The organism is Corynebacterium tuberculostearicum SK141 (assembly GCF_000175635.1).
In the GTDB taxonomy this organism is placed as follows: Bacteria; Actinomycetota; Actinomycetes; order Mycobacteriales; family Mycobacteriaceae; genus Corynebacterium; species Corynebacterium tuberculostearicum_C.
Genome location: NZ_ACVP01000008.1, coordinates 16,715 through 32,287 on the forward strand (window position 1 = coordinate 16,715; position 15,573 = coordinate 32,287).

Annotated in this window: 14 protein-coding genes and 2 tRNA genes; 7 read left to right on the plus strand and 9 right to left on the minus strand. The window is 59.7% G+C overall.

Translation table 11 applies throughout. The features are described 5' to 3' along the window. Positions 1–27 precede the first annotated feature (27 nt). Positions 28–1,038, plus strand: coding sequence for a mechanosensitive ion channel family protein (locus CORTU0001_RS02930; RefSeq protein ID WP_034668054.1), 1,011 nt, complete (start codon positions 28–30; stop codon positions 1,036–1,038). Next, positions 1,039–1,422 (plus strand): globin, encoded by a 384-nt coding sequence (locus CORTU0001_RS02935; RefSeq protein WP_005327271.1) that lies wholly within the window; start codon positions 1,039–1,041, stop codon positions 1,420–1,422. Between the two features lie 110 nt (positions 1,423–1,532). Here the strand turns inward: CORTU0001_RS02935 and ald are convergent, their stop codons facing one another. From ald to CORTU0001_RS02965, 6 genes are all read right to left on the minus strand, one after another. After that, positions 1,533–2,624, minus strand: coding sequence for an alanine dehydrogenase (gene ald, locus CORTU0001_RS02940; protein ID WP_005324009.1), 1,092 nt, complete (start codon positions 2,622–2,624; stop codon positions 1,533–1,535). A 275-nt stretch (positions 2,625–2,899) separates the two neighbouring features. Then, complete coding sequence (locus tag CORTU0001_RS02945; RefSeq protein ID WP_005327272.1) at positions 2,900–3,538, minus strand: DUF8185 domain-containing protein; 639 nt, start codon at positions 3,536–3,538, stop codon at positions 2,900–2,902. A 42-nt stretch (positions 3,539–3,580) separates the two neighbouring features. Then, positions 3,581–3,997: an acyl-CoA thioesterase gene (locus CORTU0001_RS02950; RefSeq protein WP_005324005.1), complete on the minus strand. Its 417-nt coding sequence runs from the start codon at positions 3,995–3,997 to the stop codon at positions 3,581–3,583. 25 nt (positions 3,998–4,022) lie between these two features. Then, positions 4,023–5,693, minus strand: coding sequence for an energy-dependent translational throttle protein EttA (gene ettA, locus CORTU0001_RS02955; protein WP_005327274.1), 1,671 nt, complete (start codon positions 5,691–5,693; stop codon positions 4,023–4,025). Positions 5,694–5,812: 119 nt separating this feature from the next. Further along, positions 5,813–6,457, minus strand: a complete 645-nt coding sequence (locus CORTU0001_RS02960) for a single-stranded DNA-binding protein (protein WP_005327275.1) — start codon at positions 6,455–6,457, stop codon at positions 5,813–5,815. A gap of 182 nt (positions 6,458–6,639) precedes the next feature. Further along, positions 6,640–8,691 carry a bifunctional copper resistance protein CopD/cytochrome c oxidase assembly protein gene (locus tag CORTU0001_RS02965; protein WP_005327276.1) on the minus strand — a complete coding sequence of 684 codons (2,052 nt, stop codon included), beginning with the start codon at positions 8,689–8,691 and terminating at the stop codon, positions 6,640–6,642. A gap of 66 nt (positions 8,692–8,757) precedes the next feature. On the opposite strand from CORTU0001_RS02965, the gene CORTU0001_RS02970 reads away from it, so the two are divergent. The 3 genes from CORTU0001_RS02970 to cmrA all read left to right on the plus strand — a co-directional run bounded on the left by CORTU0001_RS02970 (position 8,758) and on the right by cmrA (position 10,684). Continuing rightward, on the plus strand, positions 8,758–9,675 hold the full coding sequence (locus CORTU0001_RS02970) for a LysR family transcriptional regulator (RefSeq protein WP_005327277.1): 918 nt from the start codon (positions 8,758–8,760) through the stop codon (positions 9,673–9,675). A 39-nt stretch (positions 9,676–9,714) separates the two neighbouring features. After that, positions 9,715–9,788: transfer RNA gene (locus tag CORTU0001_RS02975), tRNA-Arg, on the plus strand. A 95-nt stretch (positions 9,789–9,883) separates the two neighbouring features. After that, positions 9,884–10,684 (plus strand): mycolate reductase, encoded by an 801-nt coding sequence (cmrA, locus tag CORTU0001_RS02980; RefSeq protein WP_005327278.1) that lies wholly within the window; start codon positions 9,884–9,886, stop codon positions 10,682–10,684. Here cmrA and CORTU0001_RS02985 read toward each other — a convergent pair. Further along, positions 10,681–12,228 carry an alanine/glycine:cation symporter family protein gene (locus CORTU0001_RS02985; RefSeq protein ID WP_005327279.1) on the minus strand — a complete coding sequence of 516 codons (1,548 nt, stop codon included), beginning with the start codon at positions 12,226–12,228 and terminating at the stop codon, positions 10,681–10,683. The two genes, cmrA and CORTU0001_RS02985, sit on opposite strands and share 4 nt — an antisense overlap. 211 nt (positions 12,229–12,439) lie before the next feature. Here CORTU0001_RS02985 and orn point away from each other — a divergent pair, with 211 nt between their 5' ends. Together orn and CORTU0001_RS02995 are read left to right on the plus strand one after the other, a co-directional pair. Beyond that, positions 12,440–13,087, plus strand: a complete 648-nt coding sequence (gene orn / locus CORTU0001_RS02990) for an oligoribonuclease (protein WP_005327280.1) — start codon at positions 12,440–12,442, stop codon at positions 13,085–13,087. A gap of 49 nt (positions 13,088–13,136) precedes the next feature. Continuing rightward, positions 13,137–13,212: transfer RNA gene (locus CORTU0001_RS02995), tRNA-His, on the plus strand. A gap of 28 nt (positions 13,213–13,240) precedes the next feature. On the opposite strand, the gene CORTU0001_RS03000 is transcribed toward CORTU0001_RS02995, so the two are convergent. Both CORTU0001_RS03000 and CORTU0001_RS03005 read right to left on the minus strand, forming a co-directional pair. Beyond that, positions 13,241–14,197, minus strand: a complete 957-nt coding sequence (locus CORTU0001_RS03000; protein ID WP_005327281.1) for an MsnO8 family LLM class oxidoreductase — start codon at positions 14,195–14,197, stop codon at positions 13,241–13,243. Between the two features lie 29 nt (positions 14,198–14,226). Next, on the minus strand, positions 14,227–15,456 hold the full coding sequence (locus CORTU0001_RS03005; RefSeq protein WP_034668075.1) for a L,D-transpeptidase: 1,230 nt from the start codon (positions 15,454–15,456) through the stop codon (positions 14,227–14,229). Positions 15,457–15,573 lie beyond the last annotated feature (117 nt).

A 15,573-nucleotide genomic window follows, 5' to 3' on the forward strand; every position in this document is an offset into this window, starting at 1 on the left:
GTTCATATTGTCCTCGACTAAGAAAGAATGATGAATACGCAATTCTTAGCATCCGCCGCTTCCACCACGGACTCGGCCATCGAGTCCGTGTCCAGTTTTTGGAATGACGAGAAGGTGCAAAGCTGGCTTATCGAGCGCCCCATTCGCATCGCCATCATCCTTATCCTGGCCATAATCGTCCACTGGCTGCTCCACCGCATCATCAACAAGGTGGCTGACAACAGCATCAAATCCACTGGCCTGGATAAGCAGCGCTTCCGCGAGAAATTTAAGGGACGGTCCCACCACCCCGAGCTAAGCCAGCAAGAAGAGGCCATGCGCCAAACCCGCGAGACCCGGCGCGCCTCCCGCATCAAGACACTTGCCGGCGTAGCCCGTTCCGCCGCCGCCATCTTCGTCTGGGTGTGGGCCGTTATCGCCATCCTGGATGAGTTAGAAGTTAACGTAGCACCGCTTATCGCTTCCGCCGGTGTCATCGGCGTTGCCCTCGGCTTTGGTGCGCAGGCGCTGGTGAAGGACTTCCTTTCTGGCATCTTCATGCTCATTGAGGACCAGTACGGCATTGGTGACGTGGTTGATTTGGGCAATGGCGTCTTTGGCGATGTCGAGTCCATTTCCCTGCGCATCACCACGGTCCGCGATATCGATGGCGCCCTCTGGTACGTGCGCAACGGTGAGATTCTCCAGGTGGCCAACCACTCCGATGAGTACTCTGTTGCCCGCATCCAGGTTCCGGTAGGCCTTTCTAATGACCCAGAGGTTGCTGGCGAAATCATTGAGGACGCGGTGAAAGAAGCCGCACAGGACGAAAAGGTGCGCAAGCTCATCCTAAGCACGCCCCGGGTGGACGGCATGTCTGGCTTTGAGCCGGATTATGTATCCTTCCGCGTCTCGACCAAGACCCTGCCAGGAAAGCAGTGGGATGTGCAGCGTTTCTTGCAGTCTCGCGTGCTCAATGTCATGCACACTAAAGGTATTACCACCCCCTACCCGCACGGTATCGGCATTGCCGATCCCCGCAAGGAAGAAGAAGAGTAAATGGATTCTGTTTATGAGGCCATCGGTGGCATGGAGACCTTTGAGCGCCTCGTCCACGGCTTTTATTCCCAGGTCAAAGAGGACGATGTCATTGGCCCGATGTACCCCGATGACGACTGGGAAGGCGCCGAACAGCGCCTTACCTGGTTCTTGGCACAATATTGGGGCGGCCCGCAGCTATTTTCTGAAAACCGTGGGCACCCGCGCCTGCGCATGCGCCACGCCCCCTACCCCATCGATATCACCGCGCACGACCGGTGGCTTGAGCTTATGGGCAACTCCCTCGCGGACATCGACGAGGAAACCATCCCACCCGCCTACCGCGAGATGATTTGGGATCACATGCAGCGCGTGGCCGCCATGATGATTAACAAGGCCCCGTAACCACGCCAACCCCTTCAGCGCAGATAACTAGATAACTCAAGCCCGGGCCCCGTTTCTAGCGGGGGCGCCGGGCTTGTGGTGTATCTAGCGCTGACTACGCCGGGTGATGACTAGTCTTCCCAGTCAAAGGCCTTGCGCACAGGCTCGGAAACCAGACGGCCACCGCGAGTCATGACGCCGCCTTCCAGACCTGGGAAGCGCTTGATCGCGGCATCCAGGCTGTCGTTGGCCACCGCGCGGATGTACGGCAGGGTCGCAGAAGACAACGCGCGGGTGGAGGTATTGGCCACCGCACCCGGCATATTCGCCACGCAGTAGAACAGGGTGTCATGCACCTTGAAGGTGGGGTCATCGTGGGAGGTCTTCTTGGAGTTTTCGAAGCAACCGCCCTGGTCGATGGCTACGTCGACGAGCACCGCGCCCTTCTTCATCTTCTTTACGGTCTCCTCACGCACCAACTTCGGCGCGGCGGCACCCGGGATAAGGACGGCGCCGATGACGAGGTCGGCCTCCTGCAGTTCCTTATCGATGGTGGCTGGATCGGAGATCAGGGTGCGCACGCCACCGGCGTACTGGTCATCGAAGCGCTGCAGGACGTGCGGATCGAGGTCCAGCACCGTCACTTCGGCGCGCAGACCGTGGGCCATAGCTACAGCGGACGCGCCAACCTGGCCGCCGCCGATAACTACGACGCGTGCCGGCTGGGTGCCCGGAACACCGGAGACCAGCAGGCCACGGCCGCCCTGAGTGGACAACAGGTGGTGGGTGCCTTCGATGGCAGCAAGGCGGCCAGCTACCTGGGACATCGGGGTGAGAAGCGGCAGGGTGCCGTGGCGGTCGGTGACCGTCTCATAGGCGATGGCGGTGGTATTGGCGTCGACAAGTGCCTCAGTCAGCGGACGATCTGCCGCAAGGTGCAGGTACGTGAAGACGGTGAGGTCTGGGCGCAGGTACTGGTACTCAGCTTCGAGCGGCTCCTTCACCTTCAGCAGCAGCTCTGCTTGTGCCCAGGTATCTTCCGCAGTGCCAACGATGCTGGCACCCGCGGCCTCGTACTCGGAGTCCGGGAAGGAAGCGCCTTCACCGGCACCAGTCTCAATGAGGACCTCATGGCCATCCTGAACGAGGGTCTGCGCGCCGCTCGGGGTAAGAGCCACGCGATTCTCGTTATTCATGATTTCTTTTGGCACAGCAATACGCATTACATAGTCTCCTTGTGGGTGCAGGAAATTACATCGACCATGTAAGAGTAACGCAGGACACGTTTGCGCGCGGCGCTCTGCTAGCTAATTCACACTGCGGGGGTAGCGTTACGCTAACGACCCGATTAAACGCGCTGTTCACAAGGTTTCGGGCGGCACGACCCAAGGATCCCCCTACCCCTAAGGCAGACTACTTTTCGGGCAATGTCGCCCATTATGGGGCGGTGGTACGCCGAGATTGTTGAACACCAGGGTGTGCGCCCTGGCGGCGAAAGCTAGAACAAGGACAAGCGGGTGGAACGGTAAATGCTGCCAAAGGGGGCGTCGAGTCGCACCCACCGACCCAGCTGAGCCACCCGCAGGTGCCGCGGCACGTCCATCGGGGCGGAAAATCCAGGAATAAGCCCCAGGTTGGTGCAGGCAAAGATCATGCGCATGGGGATTTCGACCGTGGCGCCATCGCCTTCCACCGTGACAACGGTTTGATTCAACAAGCTGGACGGCGGGCCCATCGGGCCAGAAAATTGCCGGGTTAGCTGTTGGCCTTTATCGGATAGATCGCGCACCACGGTAACCGGCAAGGTATCGACCACGCTGTAACCCGTGGCCGGCGGCAAGGCTCCCGGCCAGGATGGATCGCGGGCAGGACCCAAATCTAAGGTGCCGCTAGATTCATGCTCTTTGAGTTGCTCGGCGAGCGTGGCAGCAGAAACCACAGCTCCATCGCGAGACGCGACGCCTTGGACGCGGCGAGAGGCAACCACCTCGAAGGGGGTGGTGACAAAGACATCGACGACGTCGTCAGTCAGCTGGCGCAGCCGCACCGACGCGCCCGCGTCCAAGCCAACCGCGCGCGTGACAAGGGCCCGAAGGCCAGGTCCACCGCTTCCAATTTCTAGAGTCTCGGTGACCATGCCTTCGGGCCCTGCCTTTCTCATCTGTGCTCTGCCCCGCTGCTAGTTGGCAGCGGTATTGTGCAGAATATCCTTTTCCTGGTCCGTCAATGGACGCGGGGTCTGCTGCTGACGGTCAATGACTACCTGCACGCAATCCACGGTTGCCGCGACCTCGCCCTGGGCGTTCTTCACTTGCTGAGTGGTGGTAAACGAGGTGGTACCAATCTGGGAAATGGTAGTTTCCACCTCCACCGTAGTGGTGTCCTTAAACTCCATCGGGCGCTGGAAGTCCACATCGAGGTGGCGCACGAACGCCACGAAGTCGAGGCCTTTGGAATAGATATGTTCCTTCGCAAAGGCCAGGCGCGCTTCCTGGGCGAGCTCGATGTAGTTTGCGTTCATCATGTGGCCGTACATATCAAAATCCGACCAGCGGGTTTGAATACGGTACGTGTGCACGCTTGGGGTTGCCATCATTCTCCTCAGTTAAGGCGTTAGCTACTTAGCGGGTCAGCTTGCGGTGGGTCACGCGGGAAGGACGGGCTGCCTCTTCACCGAGGCGGTCGACCTTGTTCTTCTCGTAATCGCCGAAGTTACCCTCGAACCAGAACCACTGGCCTTCTTCCACATTGCCTTCCCAGGCCAAGATGTGGGTACAGGTGCGGTCCAGGAACCAGCGGTCGTGGGAAATGACCACGGCGCAGCCCGGGAACTTCTCCAGCGCGTTTTCCAGTGAGCCGAGGGTTTCCACGTCCAAGTCGTTGGTCGGCTCGTCAAGGAGGATCAGGTTGCCGCCCTCCTTCAGGGTCAGCGCCAAGTTCAGGCGGTTGCGCTCACCACCGGAAAGCACCTTGGATGGCTTCTGCTGATCCGGGCCCTTGAAGCCGAACGCGGACAGGTAAGCACGCGACGGCATCTCGTTTTGACCAACGTGAATGTAATCTAGGCCGCCGGAGACAACCTCCCAAACGGTTGCCTCGGGGTCGATGTTCTCACGGTTCTGGTCCACGTAGGACAGCTTGACGGTATCGCCCACCTCGACGGAACCGGCATCCGGCTGCTCCAGGCCAACGATGGTCTTAAACAGGGTGGTCTTACCCACACCGTTCGGGCCGATAACGCCCACGATGCCGTTGCGCGGCAGGGTGAAGGAGAGGTCCTTAATCAGGACGCGGTCATCGAAGCCCTTCTGCAGGTCCTTGACTTCCACAACCTTATTGCCCAAGCGCGGCGGGGTAGGAATCTGGATCTCTTCGAAGTCGAGCTTCTTGTACTTCTCGGCCTCGGCAGCCATCTCCTCGTAGCGCTCCAGACGAGCCTTGTTCTTGGCCTGGCGGGCCTTCGAGCCGGAGCGTACCCACTCCAGCTCGTCCTTCAGGCGCTTGCGCAGCTTCGCATCCTTCTTGCCAGCAACCTCCAAGCGCTCCTGCTTCTTATCCAGGTAGGTGGAGTAGTTGCCCTCGTACGGGTAGAGCTTGCCGCGGTCAACCTCACAGATCCAGCCCGCGACGTGGTCAAGGAAGTAGCGGTCGTGGGTCACGGCCAAGACAGCACCCGGGTAATCGGCCAGGTGCTTCTCCAGCCACTGCACGGACTCGGCGTCCAGGTGGTTCGTAGGCTCGTCGAGCAGCAGCAGGTCCGGCTCGGTGAGCAGGAGTTTAGCCAGCGCTACACGACGGCGCTCGCCACCAGAAAGGTTGGTCACTGGGGCGTCGGAAGGCGGGCAGCGCAAAGCTTCCATGGCCTGCTCGATCTTGGAATCAACCTCCCAAGCATCGGCGGCGTCCAGCTCTTCTTGCAGCTTGCCCATTTCTTCCATGAGCTCGTCGCTGTAGTTGGTGGCCATTTCCTCGGCGATCTGCTCGAAGCGCTGCTTCTTTTCAAAGATATCGCCCAAGCCCTCTTCGACGTTGCCGCGTACGGTCTTCTCGTCATTGAGCGGCGGCTCCTGCTGCAGGATGCCCACGGTGGCACCCGGATCCAAGAAGGCCTCGCCGTTGGAAGGCTGATCCAGGCCGGCCATAATCTTCAGAATGGAGGACTTACCGGCACCGTTAGGGCCGACCACACCAATCTTGGCACCTGGGTAGAACGCCATTGTTACATCGTCAAGGATGACTTTATCGCCAATTGCCTTGCGCACGTTTTTCATCGTGTAGATGAATTCGCCCACTTTTACCCCTTTGCAAAAATTTGGGAGACGTATTTATCTACACAAACACTACATCAGAACCACCGCCCAAGTGCCTCGGGTCAGGTACACCCGAGGCGATCAAGCCGGTGGGGAAACGCTTATGCGTTTACTGGGGCGGATTCTGCCTCGGCAGCTTCCTCTTCCACCTCGGCGTCGTCGAAGGAATCTTCTTCCCCACCGCGTGCGGCTACGGCGCGCTCGGCTAGATAGCGGTCGGCCGCGGTATCGACAGCGGTATCTCCCTGCCCTGCCTGCTGCGGCGGCAGGCTGTGGTCCACGTCCGGTTCGATGGCGTTGTCCCCCAGTTCTGGGACCGCAATATTTTCCTGGTTGTACTGCGGAGCGAGCCGCTTGGTACCGATAACGTGGCGGTTCAGATCCAGGCCCACGTACTGCGCTTTAATGAATGTGCGGAAGTGATCGGTGCCCTGGTCATCGCGCCATTGTTCTGTAACTAAGGAGCCCACGATGACCAGCGGCATGCCTTTAGCCAGGGATTTGCGCACATTGATGGCGAATTGATTCCACATTTCGACGTCGATGTAGAGGTGGTCCACGTCGCGCCACTGCGGGGCCTTGGGGTTGTTGCCTTCCGGATCATTGGCGCCGGCATCGACCTGACGGTCCGGAATTCGGCGGGAAGAAGCGACGCGCAGCTTAGCCTTATAGGCCCCAGTTGAGGTCTTGGTCAGGATGGGATCGCGAGTAAGGCGACCGGTCAAAGTAATTGGGTATTGGGACATGGTGCTAGAAAATCCTTTGCTGGATAGTTGGATAGGCGAGTTCGGTTTTCCTCGCTCGCTTCCACATCCTGATGCCGGCGCGCAAGCCGCACCATGCCGGCAGCCCCTACCCTGTGAATAACTTGTTGTACCCGTCAACAAAACTCGGGTTTGGGGGCGATTTCGGGCCGGTTATCCACAGGCTAGCGCCCGCGGAAGCTCGATTCATCGCCGTGGCCCATATCCTGGAGCATCGCGTTATAGCGTTCCAATTCGGCATCATCGTCCGCATCCGCCTGCATATCGTGGCGGCGAGCCGTAGCGCGATCATCGCTGAGCCAATCCAGGAAGAGCTTGCCAAAGACGATAACCAGTGGGAACTGACCAAAGCCCCACGCGATGCCGCCGCCCACACGTTGGTCTTGGAGCAGATCCTGATCCCAGGGCAGCTCCAAATACTGGTAGAAGTCTGCACCCAACACGCTTTGCAGCTGCATCAGGTACACACCGGCAAAGAGGTGGAAAGGCATGGAAAGGAACAGCACGGCCAACCGGAACGGGGTGGAGTGGCGCTTGGGAAGTGGATCCGGCCCGATGATTTCCCAGAAATAGAAGCAGCCGGAGATGATGAACGTGAAGTTCATAATGAGGTGACCTGCATGTTCCGAGATAGCGAATTGATACAGACTCGGGAACAAGTACAGCACATAGAGGAAAAATAGGTACTGCACGAGGTTGACAAACGGATTGGTAATAAACGCGACGATCTTGGACTGAGTGGCCGCCAGAGCATAGTCGTGCAGGCTGGGCTTCCCCTTCGGTCCTGCCTCAAAGGCCTCCATGAGCAGGGTCAGTGGCGCTCCCAAGACGAGCAGGAGCGGGACCGCCATCGACAAAATCATGTGCACCAACATGTGCATGGAGTACATCGCCGGCATGTACAGGCCTAGGCCGGTAGACATCACAAGGGTCAGGCCCAGCGCACCGCACATAAACCATGCGGTGCGCCCCTTGCTCCAGGTCAGGCCGCGCTTGTGTACGCGGTAAACGCAGTAGCCATAGGCCGCAGCCAACAGCAGGCCAATGGTGCCAAACATGATGTCAAAGCGGAACATGGTCCACACGTTGAGCACCGTGGGCTTTTCAAACAGCTCATAGCCCATGAGAATCTGCATCGAGTTGAGGTTGGGATCGCGCGGCGCCGGGGGCACAGTGCGGCCCAGCGTGATGGCTACGCCAATGGTGGCGGCCATGACCGCTACTTCCACGATGGCAATACGAATAAAAAGGCGCGGGTTCTTGCCCAGCTGCGGGATGGTGAGCTCGCGATGAGCGAGGCCGAAAATGCCCAGCAAAATCGTAAACACGAACTTGGTAATCAGAATGATTCCGTACGCGGAATCCACCAGATCGGAGATATTCATGCGGATGAGCGTGTTAATCAAGCCCGAGACAGCAAGCACCACAATGGCCATAAAGGCGATGCCGGAGTAGCGCTTCACCGCAAAGGCGAGGTTAGGGCCGAGGCGCCGACCATGGGCGATAAGCGCCATAAGCCCGCCTACCCAAAGCATGACGAAGACCAAGTGCCACAGGAGCGAATTGGTGCCGTAATCATGGTCGCCGCCTGCCGCGGAATGGCCTTCCATGCCAATGGGCACGACCTGCATTATGGACAAGAAAAGCAGAACTGGCTGCATAGACCAGCCACGGCCCACGAGCCCGAGAATGCCCACTACCAGGGCAATGACCACAGAGATTGCCCACACAATGGTGGTGGAAATTTCCGTCAGAGCCATCTTCATAATGGAAGGATTGAATACCTGAGAAAAGGGCGCGCCGGTAAGGTCGGACATAATGAGCGGGATTTCCACGAGCCCCACGGCCGCCATGCCAAAGGAAGCCCACGTACCGGTGCGGGCGGCGATGTGGCCGTCGACGGACAAGGGGGCATCGATAAGCGCGGCATTGTCCCCGCGCGGAGCGATGAGGAACGACGAGGCTAAGAATGAGCCCACGGACAAAGCCATGAGAATCCACGCCACACCTCGAAAGAGCGGCAGGCCAAAGGTGGTTATGCGGCCGGGGTCCGGAATGCCCAGCGCCGCCAGGGAATCAGCCAGGAGGAACAGGGAAATAAAACCGGCAAGCAGGCCGGCAATAAGCATCGCTGCGATATAAATTCCCCAGGAAGAGCGGGGCTTCTTACCCGCCGCATTCACACTATTAACCTGCTCATTTGCCATAGTGCGCATTGTATAGCGCCACCTAGTTTCTCACCTAACACACATTTTGTCTTTACATGTGTCATTATGGAGCTTATGGACACCCGTCAACTTCTTTATTTTCGCGCCGTTGTAGACAATGGCTCCTTCACGCACGCTGCCGAATCCCTCGATATGACCCAGCCATCTCTGAGCCTTTCCATCCGGAAGCTAGAAAAGGAGCTCAACGCCCAGCTGCTCTCGCGCGGTCGCTCCGGTGTCTCCACCACTGAGGCTGGCGATTATGTCTACGAAACGGCCGTTAAGGTTGATGCCCTGCTGAGCGAAACCCAGCGCCATATCAGCGAAATCACCGGCGACAAGGCCAGCACCGTATCCCTCGCCTCCGGCGCCATCTTGAACTGGGAATTTACCCCTGCCGCCCTGGCTGAGCTCAAGCGGATTTACCCCACCGCCAATATCTCGTTGGATGACGCCGAGCCGGCCACCGCTATCAAGCACCTGCTGGATGGCCAGGTGGACCTAGCGCTCTTGCCGACGTCCGATCCGAAGGCCTTCATTCGCCGCTACTCCCCCGAGCTCACCGTCCACCAGGTGGCCACGTTCGATTATTCCGTCGCCCTTCCCCAGCGCCTCGCCGAGTTGGAATCCCCCGTCTCCCTCGCCGAGCTAAAGAAGGAAACTTGGCTTGTCCCACCGCGCAGCCGCGAACTTCCCGAACTGGCCGAGTTCTATCACGACCTCTGGAATAGCCGCCCGGGCCTCAAGCCGGAAAAGACCCAGGAGGTCGCCAGCCTCAATAGCGCAATTCCCATGGTCTCCAGCGGACTGGGTGTTAGCATCGTGCCCAATTGCGCACCTACTGTGCAGCCGCACGGCATTATCACTCGCCCCATTGCTGATGACCTGCCGCGCTACTACGCCATCGTGGCCTACCGCACGGATCGCGAGCTGACCGCAGCCGCCCAAGACTTGGTGGACATCCTGCGCACGCCGCAGCGCACCCTGGCTTAGGTTTCCCCGCCCTCGTGGGCTACTATGAGTGCGTTGTAAGCCCCCATAGCTCAGTGGATTAGAGCAGTGGGTTTCTACCCCATGTGTCGCGGGTTCGAATCCTGCTGGGGGCACCGTGCGAAAGCCTTGAGGCGCCGAGTTTCTCGCCGCTTCAAGGCTTTTTGTTTACGCTAGGACTCACCATGCCCCACCCAGGAAAGGCTTAACCATGTCACTTCCCGCTCCTTCCCGCACGTCCTATGCCCTCGTTACGGGCGCCAGCCAAGGCATTGGCAAGGCCATGGCGCAGGATTTCGCAGCCTTGGGCTATAACGTCATCCTTGTGGCACGACGCCGCGAGGTCTTGGAGTCCATCGCCGCCGAGCTCGAGCAGCGCCATAATATCGAGGCCATTGCCCTGCCGGCGGACCTAGCGGTAGCTGACGACGTCGCCCGCGTGGCCGAGACCATCGCCACCCGCGAGGTGTCTATTTTGGTCAATTCCGCCGGCATCGCCAGCTTCGGCCCCTTCATGGACCAAGACTGGTCGTACGAGACGACGCAGTTCGAGCTCAACGGAACTGCCGTCCACCACCTCACGCGAGCCGCCTTGGAGCAAATGCTGCCTCGCCGCAGCGGCGCTATCTGTAATGTCGGCTCTGCCGCGGGCAATATCCCCATCCCTAATAACGCCACCTACGTTTTCACCAAGGCGGGCGTCAATGCGTTTACGGAGGCCCTGCACTACGAGCTGAAGGGCTCCGGCGTCTCGTGCACCCTGCTCGCCCCCGGCCCCGTGCGCGAGGCCACCATCGCAGAGGAAGACCAGTCGATCGTGGACAAGGTGGTACCGGACTTTTTGTGGACCACCTACGAGTCGTGCTCCCAAGAAACCATCGAGGCCATGCGCCGCAATCAGCGCCGCGTGGTGCCCGGCCCGCTATCTAAGGCGATGAATACCCTCAGCCAGGTGCTGCCCACCCCGGTGATTGCACCGCTGGTAGGCAGCTTCTACGCCAAGATGGGCTAGGCCCCGGCGCCTTCTAAGTCCTTGTCTTTGTCTTTGAGCACGCTGCCCTCGCCGCGTGCTCGTTTGCGCTCCACCCAGAAGTCCGCATTCTTAATGCCCAAAGCTTCTGGGTCGAACTGCGGATCCTTGCCGGCCTTCTTTTGCTTTTCGTAGTCCTTGAGCGCCTTGATGGCGGGAACCTGCAGGAAGAGGATGGCGATGATATTGAGCCATGCCGTCGTGCCGACGCCAATATCGCCCAGCGCCCACGCCGCACCCGGAGTGGTGGTGGCGCCGACAACGACGGAAACAATAATCAGCGCGCGCAGCACCCAGATCAGGCCACGGCGGGCCGTGCGGGAGCGGACCCAACGGTTGAAGTAGGTCAGGTTAACTTCAGACATGTAGTAGTACGCCAGGACTGTCGTAAAGGCGAAGAAGGCAATGGAGACGGCAATGAAGGTTGGGCCCCAACCGGCAAAGACGCTATCGAGGCCGGACTGCACGTAGCCAGGGCCAACCTCGACGCCATCAGGAAGCGAGCCGTTGTAGACCACTTCGCCGTCCTCGGAGCTGCCGCGGAAGACGGTGTACATATCCGTAGAAATAATCATGAACGCGGTAGCCGAGCAGACAAAAAGCGTATCAACGTACACCGCGAAGGACTGCACAAAGCCCTGCTTAGCGGGGTGGGAAACCTCGGCGGCCGCAGCGGACTGCGGGCCGGTACCCTGGCCGGCCTCGTTGGAGTAGATGCCGCGCTTAACACCCCACATGATGGCCGCGCCCAGCATGCCGGAGAATCCGGCTTCCATATTGAATGCGGACCTGAAGATGAGCCCGAAGACCTCCGGAATCTGCGAGAAATTAATGCACATGACCACCACGGAAATCACAATATAAATGAGCGCCATGAATGGCACGACAATGGTGGCGAAGGTCGCAATACGCTTGACGCCACCAATAATGATGATGGCCAGAATGCCCGCCAAGACGACGGCTGCCCAGGTGGAGTTGATGCCCCAGGCGGTATCGGCCGCGGCGGCCACCGCGTTGGCCTGGATTGCCGGCAGGAAGTAGCTGGTAGCCAAGATCATGGCGACGGCAAACACGATGCCGTAGACCACCATGAAAGGCGCCGCCTTAGTGTGCTTGTAGGCCTTTTCGATGTAATAGGCGGGCCCGCCGCGGTACTCACCGGTGTCCTGGTCCTTCTCCTTGTAAATCTGCGCCAACGTACTTTCGATGAACGAGGTGGACGAGCCCAACAGCGCCACTGCCCACATCCAGAACACGGCACCAGGCCCACCGAAGGCGATGGCTGTGGCCACGCCGGCGATATTGCCCACGCCCACGCGGCCGGAGAGCGAAACCATCAAGGATTGGAAGGAAGAAACGCCATCTGCGGACTTTTCTCCGTTAACGATCTGCTTGAGCATGTCCGGGATGCAGCGCACCTGCAGGCCGCGTGTCACCACGGTGAAATAAATACCCGCGCCGAGGCATAAAAACACCAAGACGGGGGACCAAATTACGGTATTGAGGGCATCGAGGAAGTTTGCCATCTGGTCTCTCCTAAGTCTGTCGCACCTCCCGAATGAAGAGCGATTAACCAGAGTATGCCCTAACTCACATCCTAGAGTGAGGCAAATCACCAATTAATTTTATGCAGTATGGCGCCACACTTACTGAAAGCTGGCGTTGTCCAGTAGTAATCGCCCCTCCAGGGCAGCCCGTCTCGTACCCCATACAGGGGTAAAGGCACGCGGGCGTAGAATGGGCCGCATGCCACATTCCGAGATAGCCGCAAAACACGACCGCCTCGTCTGGATCGATTTGGAGATGACGGGCCTCGACCCCGAGCGCCACGTCATTGTTGAGGTCGCCGCCGTCATCACCGATGGCAACCTCAACATCCTGGGCGAAGGCATCGACCTCGTCGTCCACGCCACCGAGGATGAGCTGGCACAGATGGATTCCTTTGTTACACAGATGCACGCTAAGTCCGGGCTGGATAAGGAAATCCGCGAGTCCACCACCTCCATCGGAGAGGCCGAGGACGCCGTACTCGCGCTCATCAATGAGCATTGCGATCCCGAGCACCCCGCTCCCTTGGCCGGCAATTCCATCGCCACGGATCGCACCTTCATCCGCACTTATATGCCGCGGCTCGATAGCGCCCTGCACTACCGCATGATCGACGTCTCCACCATCAAGGAGCTTGCCCGCCGGTGGCACCCGCGCGCTTACTTCAACCAGCCCGATAAGGGCATGGCCCACCGCGCACTGCAGGACATCATCGAATCCATCCGCGAGTTGGACTTCTACCGCCGCAGCGTCTTCCGCACCGACGAAGGCCCCACCTCCCCCGAGGCGGAGGAAATCAAGGCTGAAACCACCGCAGATTACCAGGCGTTTTTGTAATTTAGGCGGCGTGAGTTAACCTATATCTCGTTGCTTTCACGCAGCGATGGTGGCTGTAGTTCAGCTGGTAGAGCACCAGGTTGTGATCCTGGGTGTCGCGGGTTCGAGTCCCGTCAGCCACCCCAAGTGCCCGAGCCTTGCGCTCGGGCTTTTTCAGTTTTCGGCCTGCAGGCTCGCCAGCAGCTCCTCCGAGCGGGCCCGACCGGCCACATCTGGCATGTCTCCGGTCACCACAAACTCGCTCACGCCCAGCCGCTTGCCGACGCCCCTTAGCTCCTCCCCCACTTCCTTCACCGTTCCCCACACGTCATGGGCCAGCGTCTCCCCAATGCGCCGGCGCTGCTGCCCCGTGAGCGCATCCATATCCAGCTCTCCTGCAGGCCGCAGGGCCCCGAACTCGCCGGTAGATTGCGCGAGCACCTTGGCATAGGCCTCCGGTAACAACAGGTCACGGGCGACCGCGGGCGTATCGGCAACGGCGATATTGAGCGAGGAGATGATAGGCGGGGCGTCGGCAAGCGCATGCTCCCGATACACCCGCGCGGCCGCCTCCTGCGTGGCCACCGGGCCGCCCAAAATGACGCCGAGCCCCATCTTGGCCGCAACCATGGCCGATCGAAAGCCCGCCAACACGTAGATCGGCGTGCCCGCATACTCCGGCCGCACCGTCACCGCCTCCTCGCCGCGCAGGTAGCGCAACAGCGTTGCCAGCTCCGCCTCAAAGCGCTGCTTCGCCACCGCCGGGTCGCCCTGGCGCAGCGCCCGCCGCACCGGGCCGGTAAAGCCGACGGAGGAGCCAATCCCAATATCGATGCGCCCGGGATACAACGCCTCGAGGAGGTTTATCTGCTCCGCCACCAGAAACGGCGGGTGATTTAACAGCATGATGCCGGCCGTGCCTACCCGAATGCGCTGCGTGCGCGCCGCCACGTGGGCCGCCAACATCCCCGGCTGCCCCGCCGGAATGCCTGGCACGCCGTGGTGCTCGGCCACCAGAAATCGCCGGAAACCAAGCCGCTCCACGTGCCGCGCGTGCTCAGCTACCTGGTCCAACGGCCCGGCCGCCCCGCGGTCTAAAACAGAAAAGCGCATGGCCACCACTGTAGCCATGCGCTTATCGCCTGCGCCGCTCTTGGGCGCTACTGATTGGCGTCCGCGTTGCCCTTAGACCACTCGCCCCAGGACATATTCCAGTCACCTAGGCCATCCAGCGCATTAAGCGTTTCACCGTAGGTATTGAACACGCGCACCACGTCGCCGCGCTTCATGGTCTCCTGGAACCACTGGGCGGCCTCCGGCGTCACGTTAATGCAGCCGTGCGAGGTATTGGTATTGCCCTGCGCCCCTACGGACCACGGAGCGGAGTGAACATAGATGCCGGAATAGGACATCTGGGTAGCCCAGTCCACCATTGTGCGGTAGCCACCCGCGGAGTGGGAAAGGCCGAAGGTCTCGGAGTCCATCAGCAGCTGCGGGTGCTCATCGCCGATGATGTATCGCCCATTCGGCGTATCGTACTGATAATCGCGACCCAACGAGACCGGGATGGCGCGCAAGAACTTCTTATTCTTGAAGACCTTCATGGTCTTGGTGGCGTTATCGATAATCGCCACGGTGCGGTCACCGATAGTGAAATTGGTCTTGGCGTTCTCGCCGCCGTAGATTCCACCACCCAGGTCCTTGCCGTACTGGTCCACCTTCACCTCAACCTTGGTGCCTGGCTCCCAGTACTCCTTTGGACGCCAGCGCACCTCCTGGTTGTTGACCCAGTAGAAAGCGCCCTTAACCTCAGGGTTGGTGGTGACAGTAATGGTCTTCTCGGCCGCCTTGCGGTCCGTAATCGGCACGCCGAAATTCACACCAATGACCTGGCCTACGCCCACCTCAGAGTCCGGGATCGGGGTAAGCGAGACCTCGGCAACGCCCGCTGCTTGCGGAGTGGAAAAACTGAGTTTCTTCTTGTTGCCATCCACATCGGAGGCCACGATGGAATAGGTGTGGTTATAGCCCAGGTCCTCCGCCGTAGACCACGTCTTGGCGTCCTTGGAGAGCTTTTCTTTGACTTCCACGCCCAGTTCATTGGTCATGGTGACGCTCTTGAGCTTGCCGTTGGTCTTCACGGTGACGGGCTTAGACGGATCCACGTTCTTCGCGCCGTCTTTCACGGAAGCCTTCAGACCATCCTTTTTCTTTTCGGACTCTTTGCCACCATCCTTCGCGCCGTTCGCGCTTGCGGCGGCGGTGGATTCTTGGTCAGCGGCCTGATTCTCGGCAGAGGAATCAGAGGAGCAGGAGGCGGCGGCTAGGGAAATGCACGCAACGCCCGCGGCCGCGATGAGGCGGCGCGCACTAGGGAGGGAATGTTTCACTGAGTTGCCCTTAGACACGTATTTGCTGCTTTCAAAGACCAATTTAGATTAGCGTCTCGCTCCAGCAATTACCAGAAGCCACTTCAGGCATTAACCAATTCGTTATACACTCCTAAA

Coding starts and splice junctions, on each gene's coding strand:
- CORTU0001_RS02930 (WP_034668054.1), top strand. CDS start 28: ATGATGAATACGCAATTCTTAGCATCCGCCGCTTCCACCACGGACTCG.
- CORTU0001_RS02935 (WP_005327271.1), top strand. CDS start 1,039: ATGGATTCTGTTTATGAGGCCATCGGTGGCATGGAGACCTTTGAGCGC.
- ald (WP_005324009.1), bottom strand. CDS start 2,624: ATGCGTATTGCTGTGCCAAAAGAAATCATGAATAACGAGAATCGCGTG.
- CORTU0001_RS02945 (WP_005327272.1), bottom strand. CDS start 3,538: ATGGTCACCGAGACTCTAGAAATTGGAAGCGGTGGACCTGGCCTTCGG.
- CORTU0001_RS02950 (WP_005324005.1), bottom strand. CDS start 3,997: ATGATGGCAACCCCAAGCGTGCACACGTACCGTATTCAAACCCGCTGG.
- CORTU0001_RS02960 (WP_005327275.1), bottom strand. CDS start 6,457: ATGTCCCAATACCCAATTACTTTGACCGGTCGCCTTACTCGCGATCCC.
- CORTU0001_RS02965 (WP_005327276.1), bottom strand. CDS start 8,691: ATGCGCACTATGGCAAATGAGCAGGTTAATAGTGTGAATGCGGCGGGT.
- CORTU0001_RS02970 (WP_005327277.1), top strand. CDS start 8,758: ATGGACACCCGTCAACTTCTTTATTTTCGCGCCGTTGTAGACAATGGC.
- cmrA (WP_005327278.1), top strand. CDS start 9,884: ATGTCACTTCCCGCTCCTTCCCGCACGTCCTATGCCCTCGTTACGGGC.
- CORTU0001_RS02985 (WP_005327279.1), bottom strand. CDS start 12,228: ATGGCAAACTTCCTCGATGCCCTCAATACCGTAATTTGGTCCCCCGTC.
- orn (WP_005327280.1), top strand. CDS start 12,440: ATGGGCCGCATGCCACATTCCGAGATAGCCGCAAAACACGACCGCCTC.
- CORTU0001_RS03000 (WP_005327281.1), bottom strand. CDS start 14,197: ATGGCTACAGTGGTGGCCATGCGCTTTTCTGTTTTAGACCGCGGGGCG.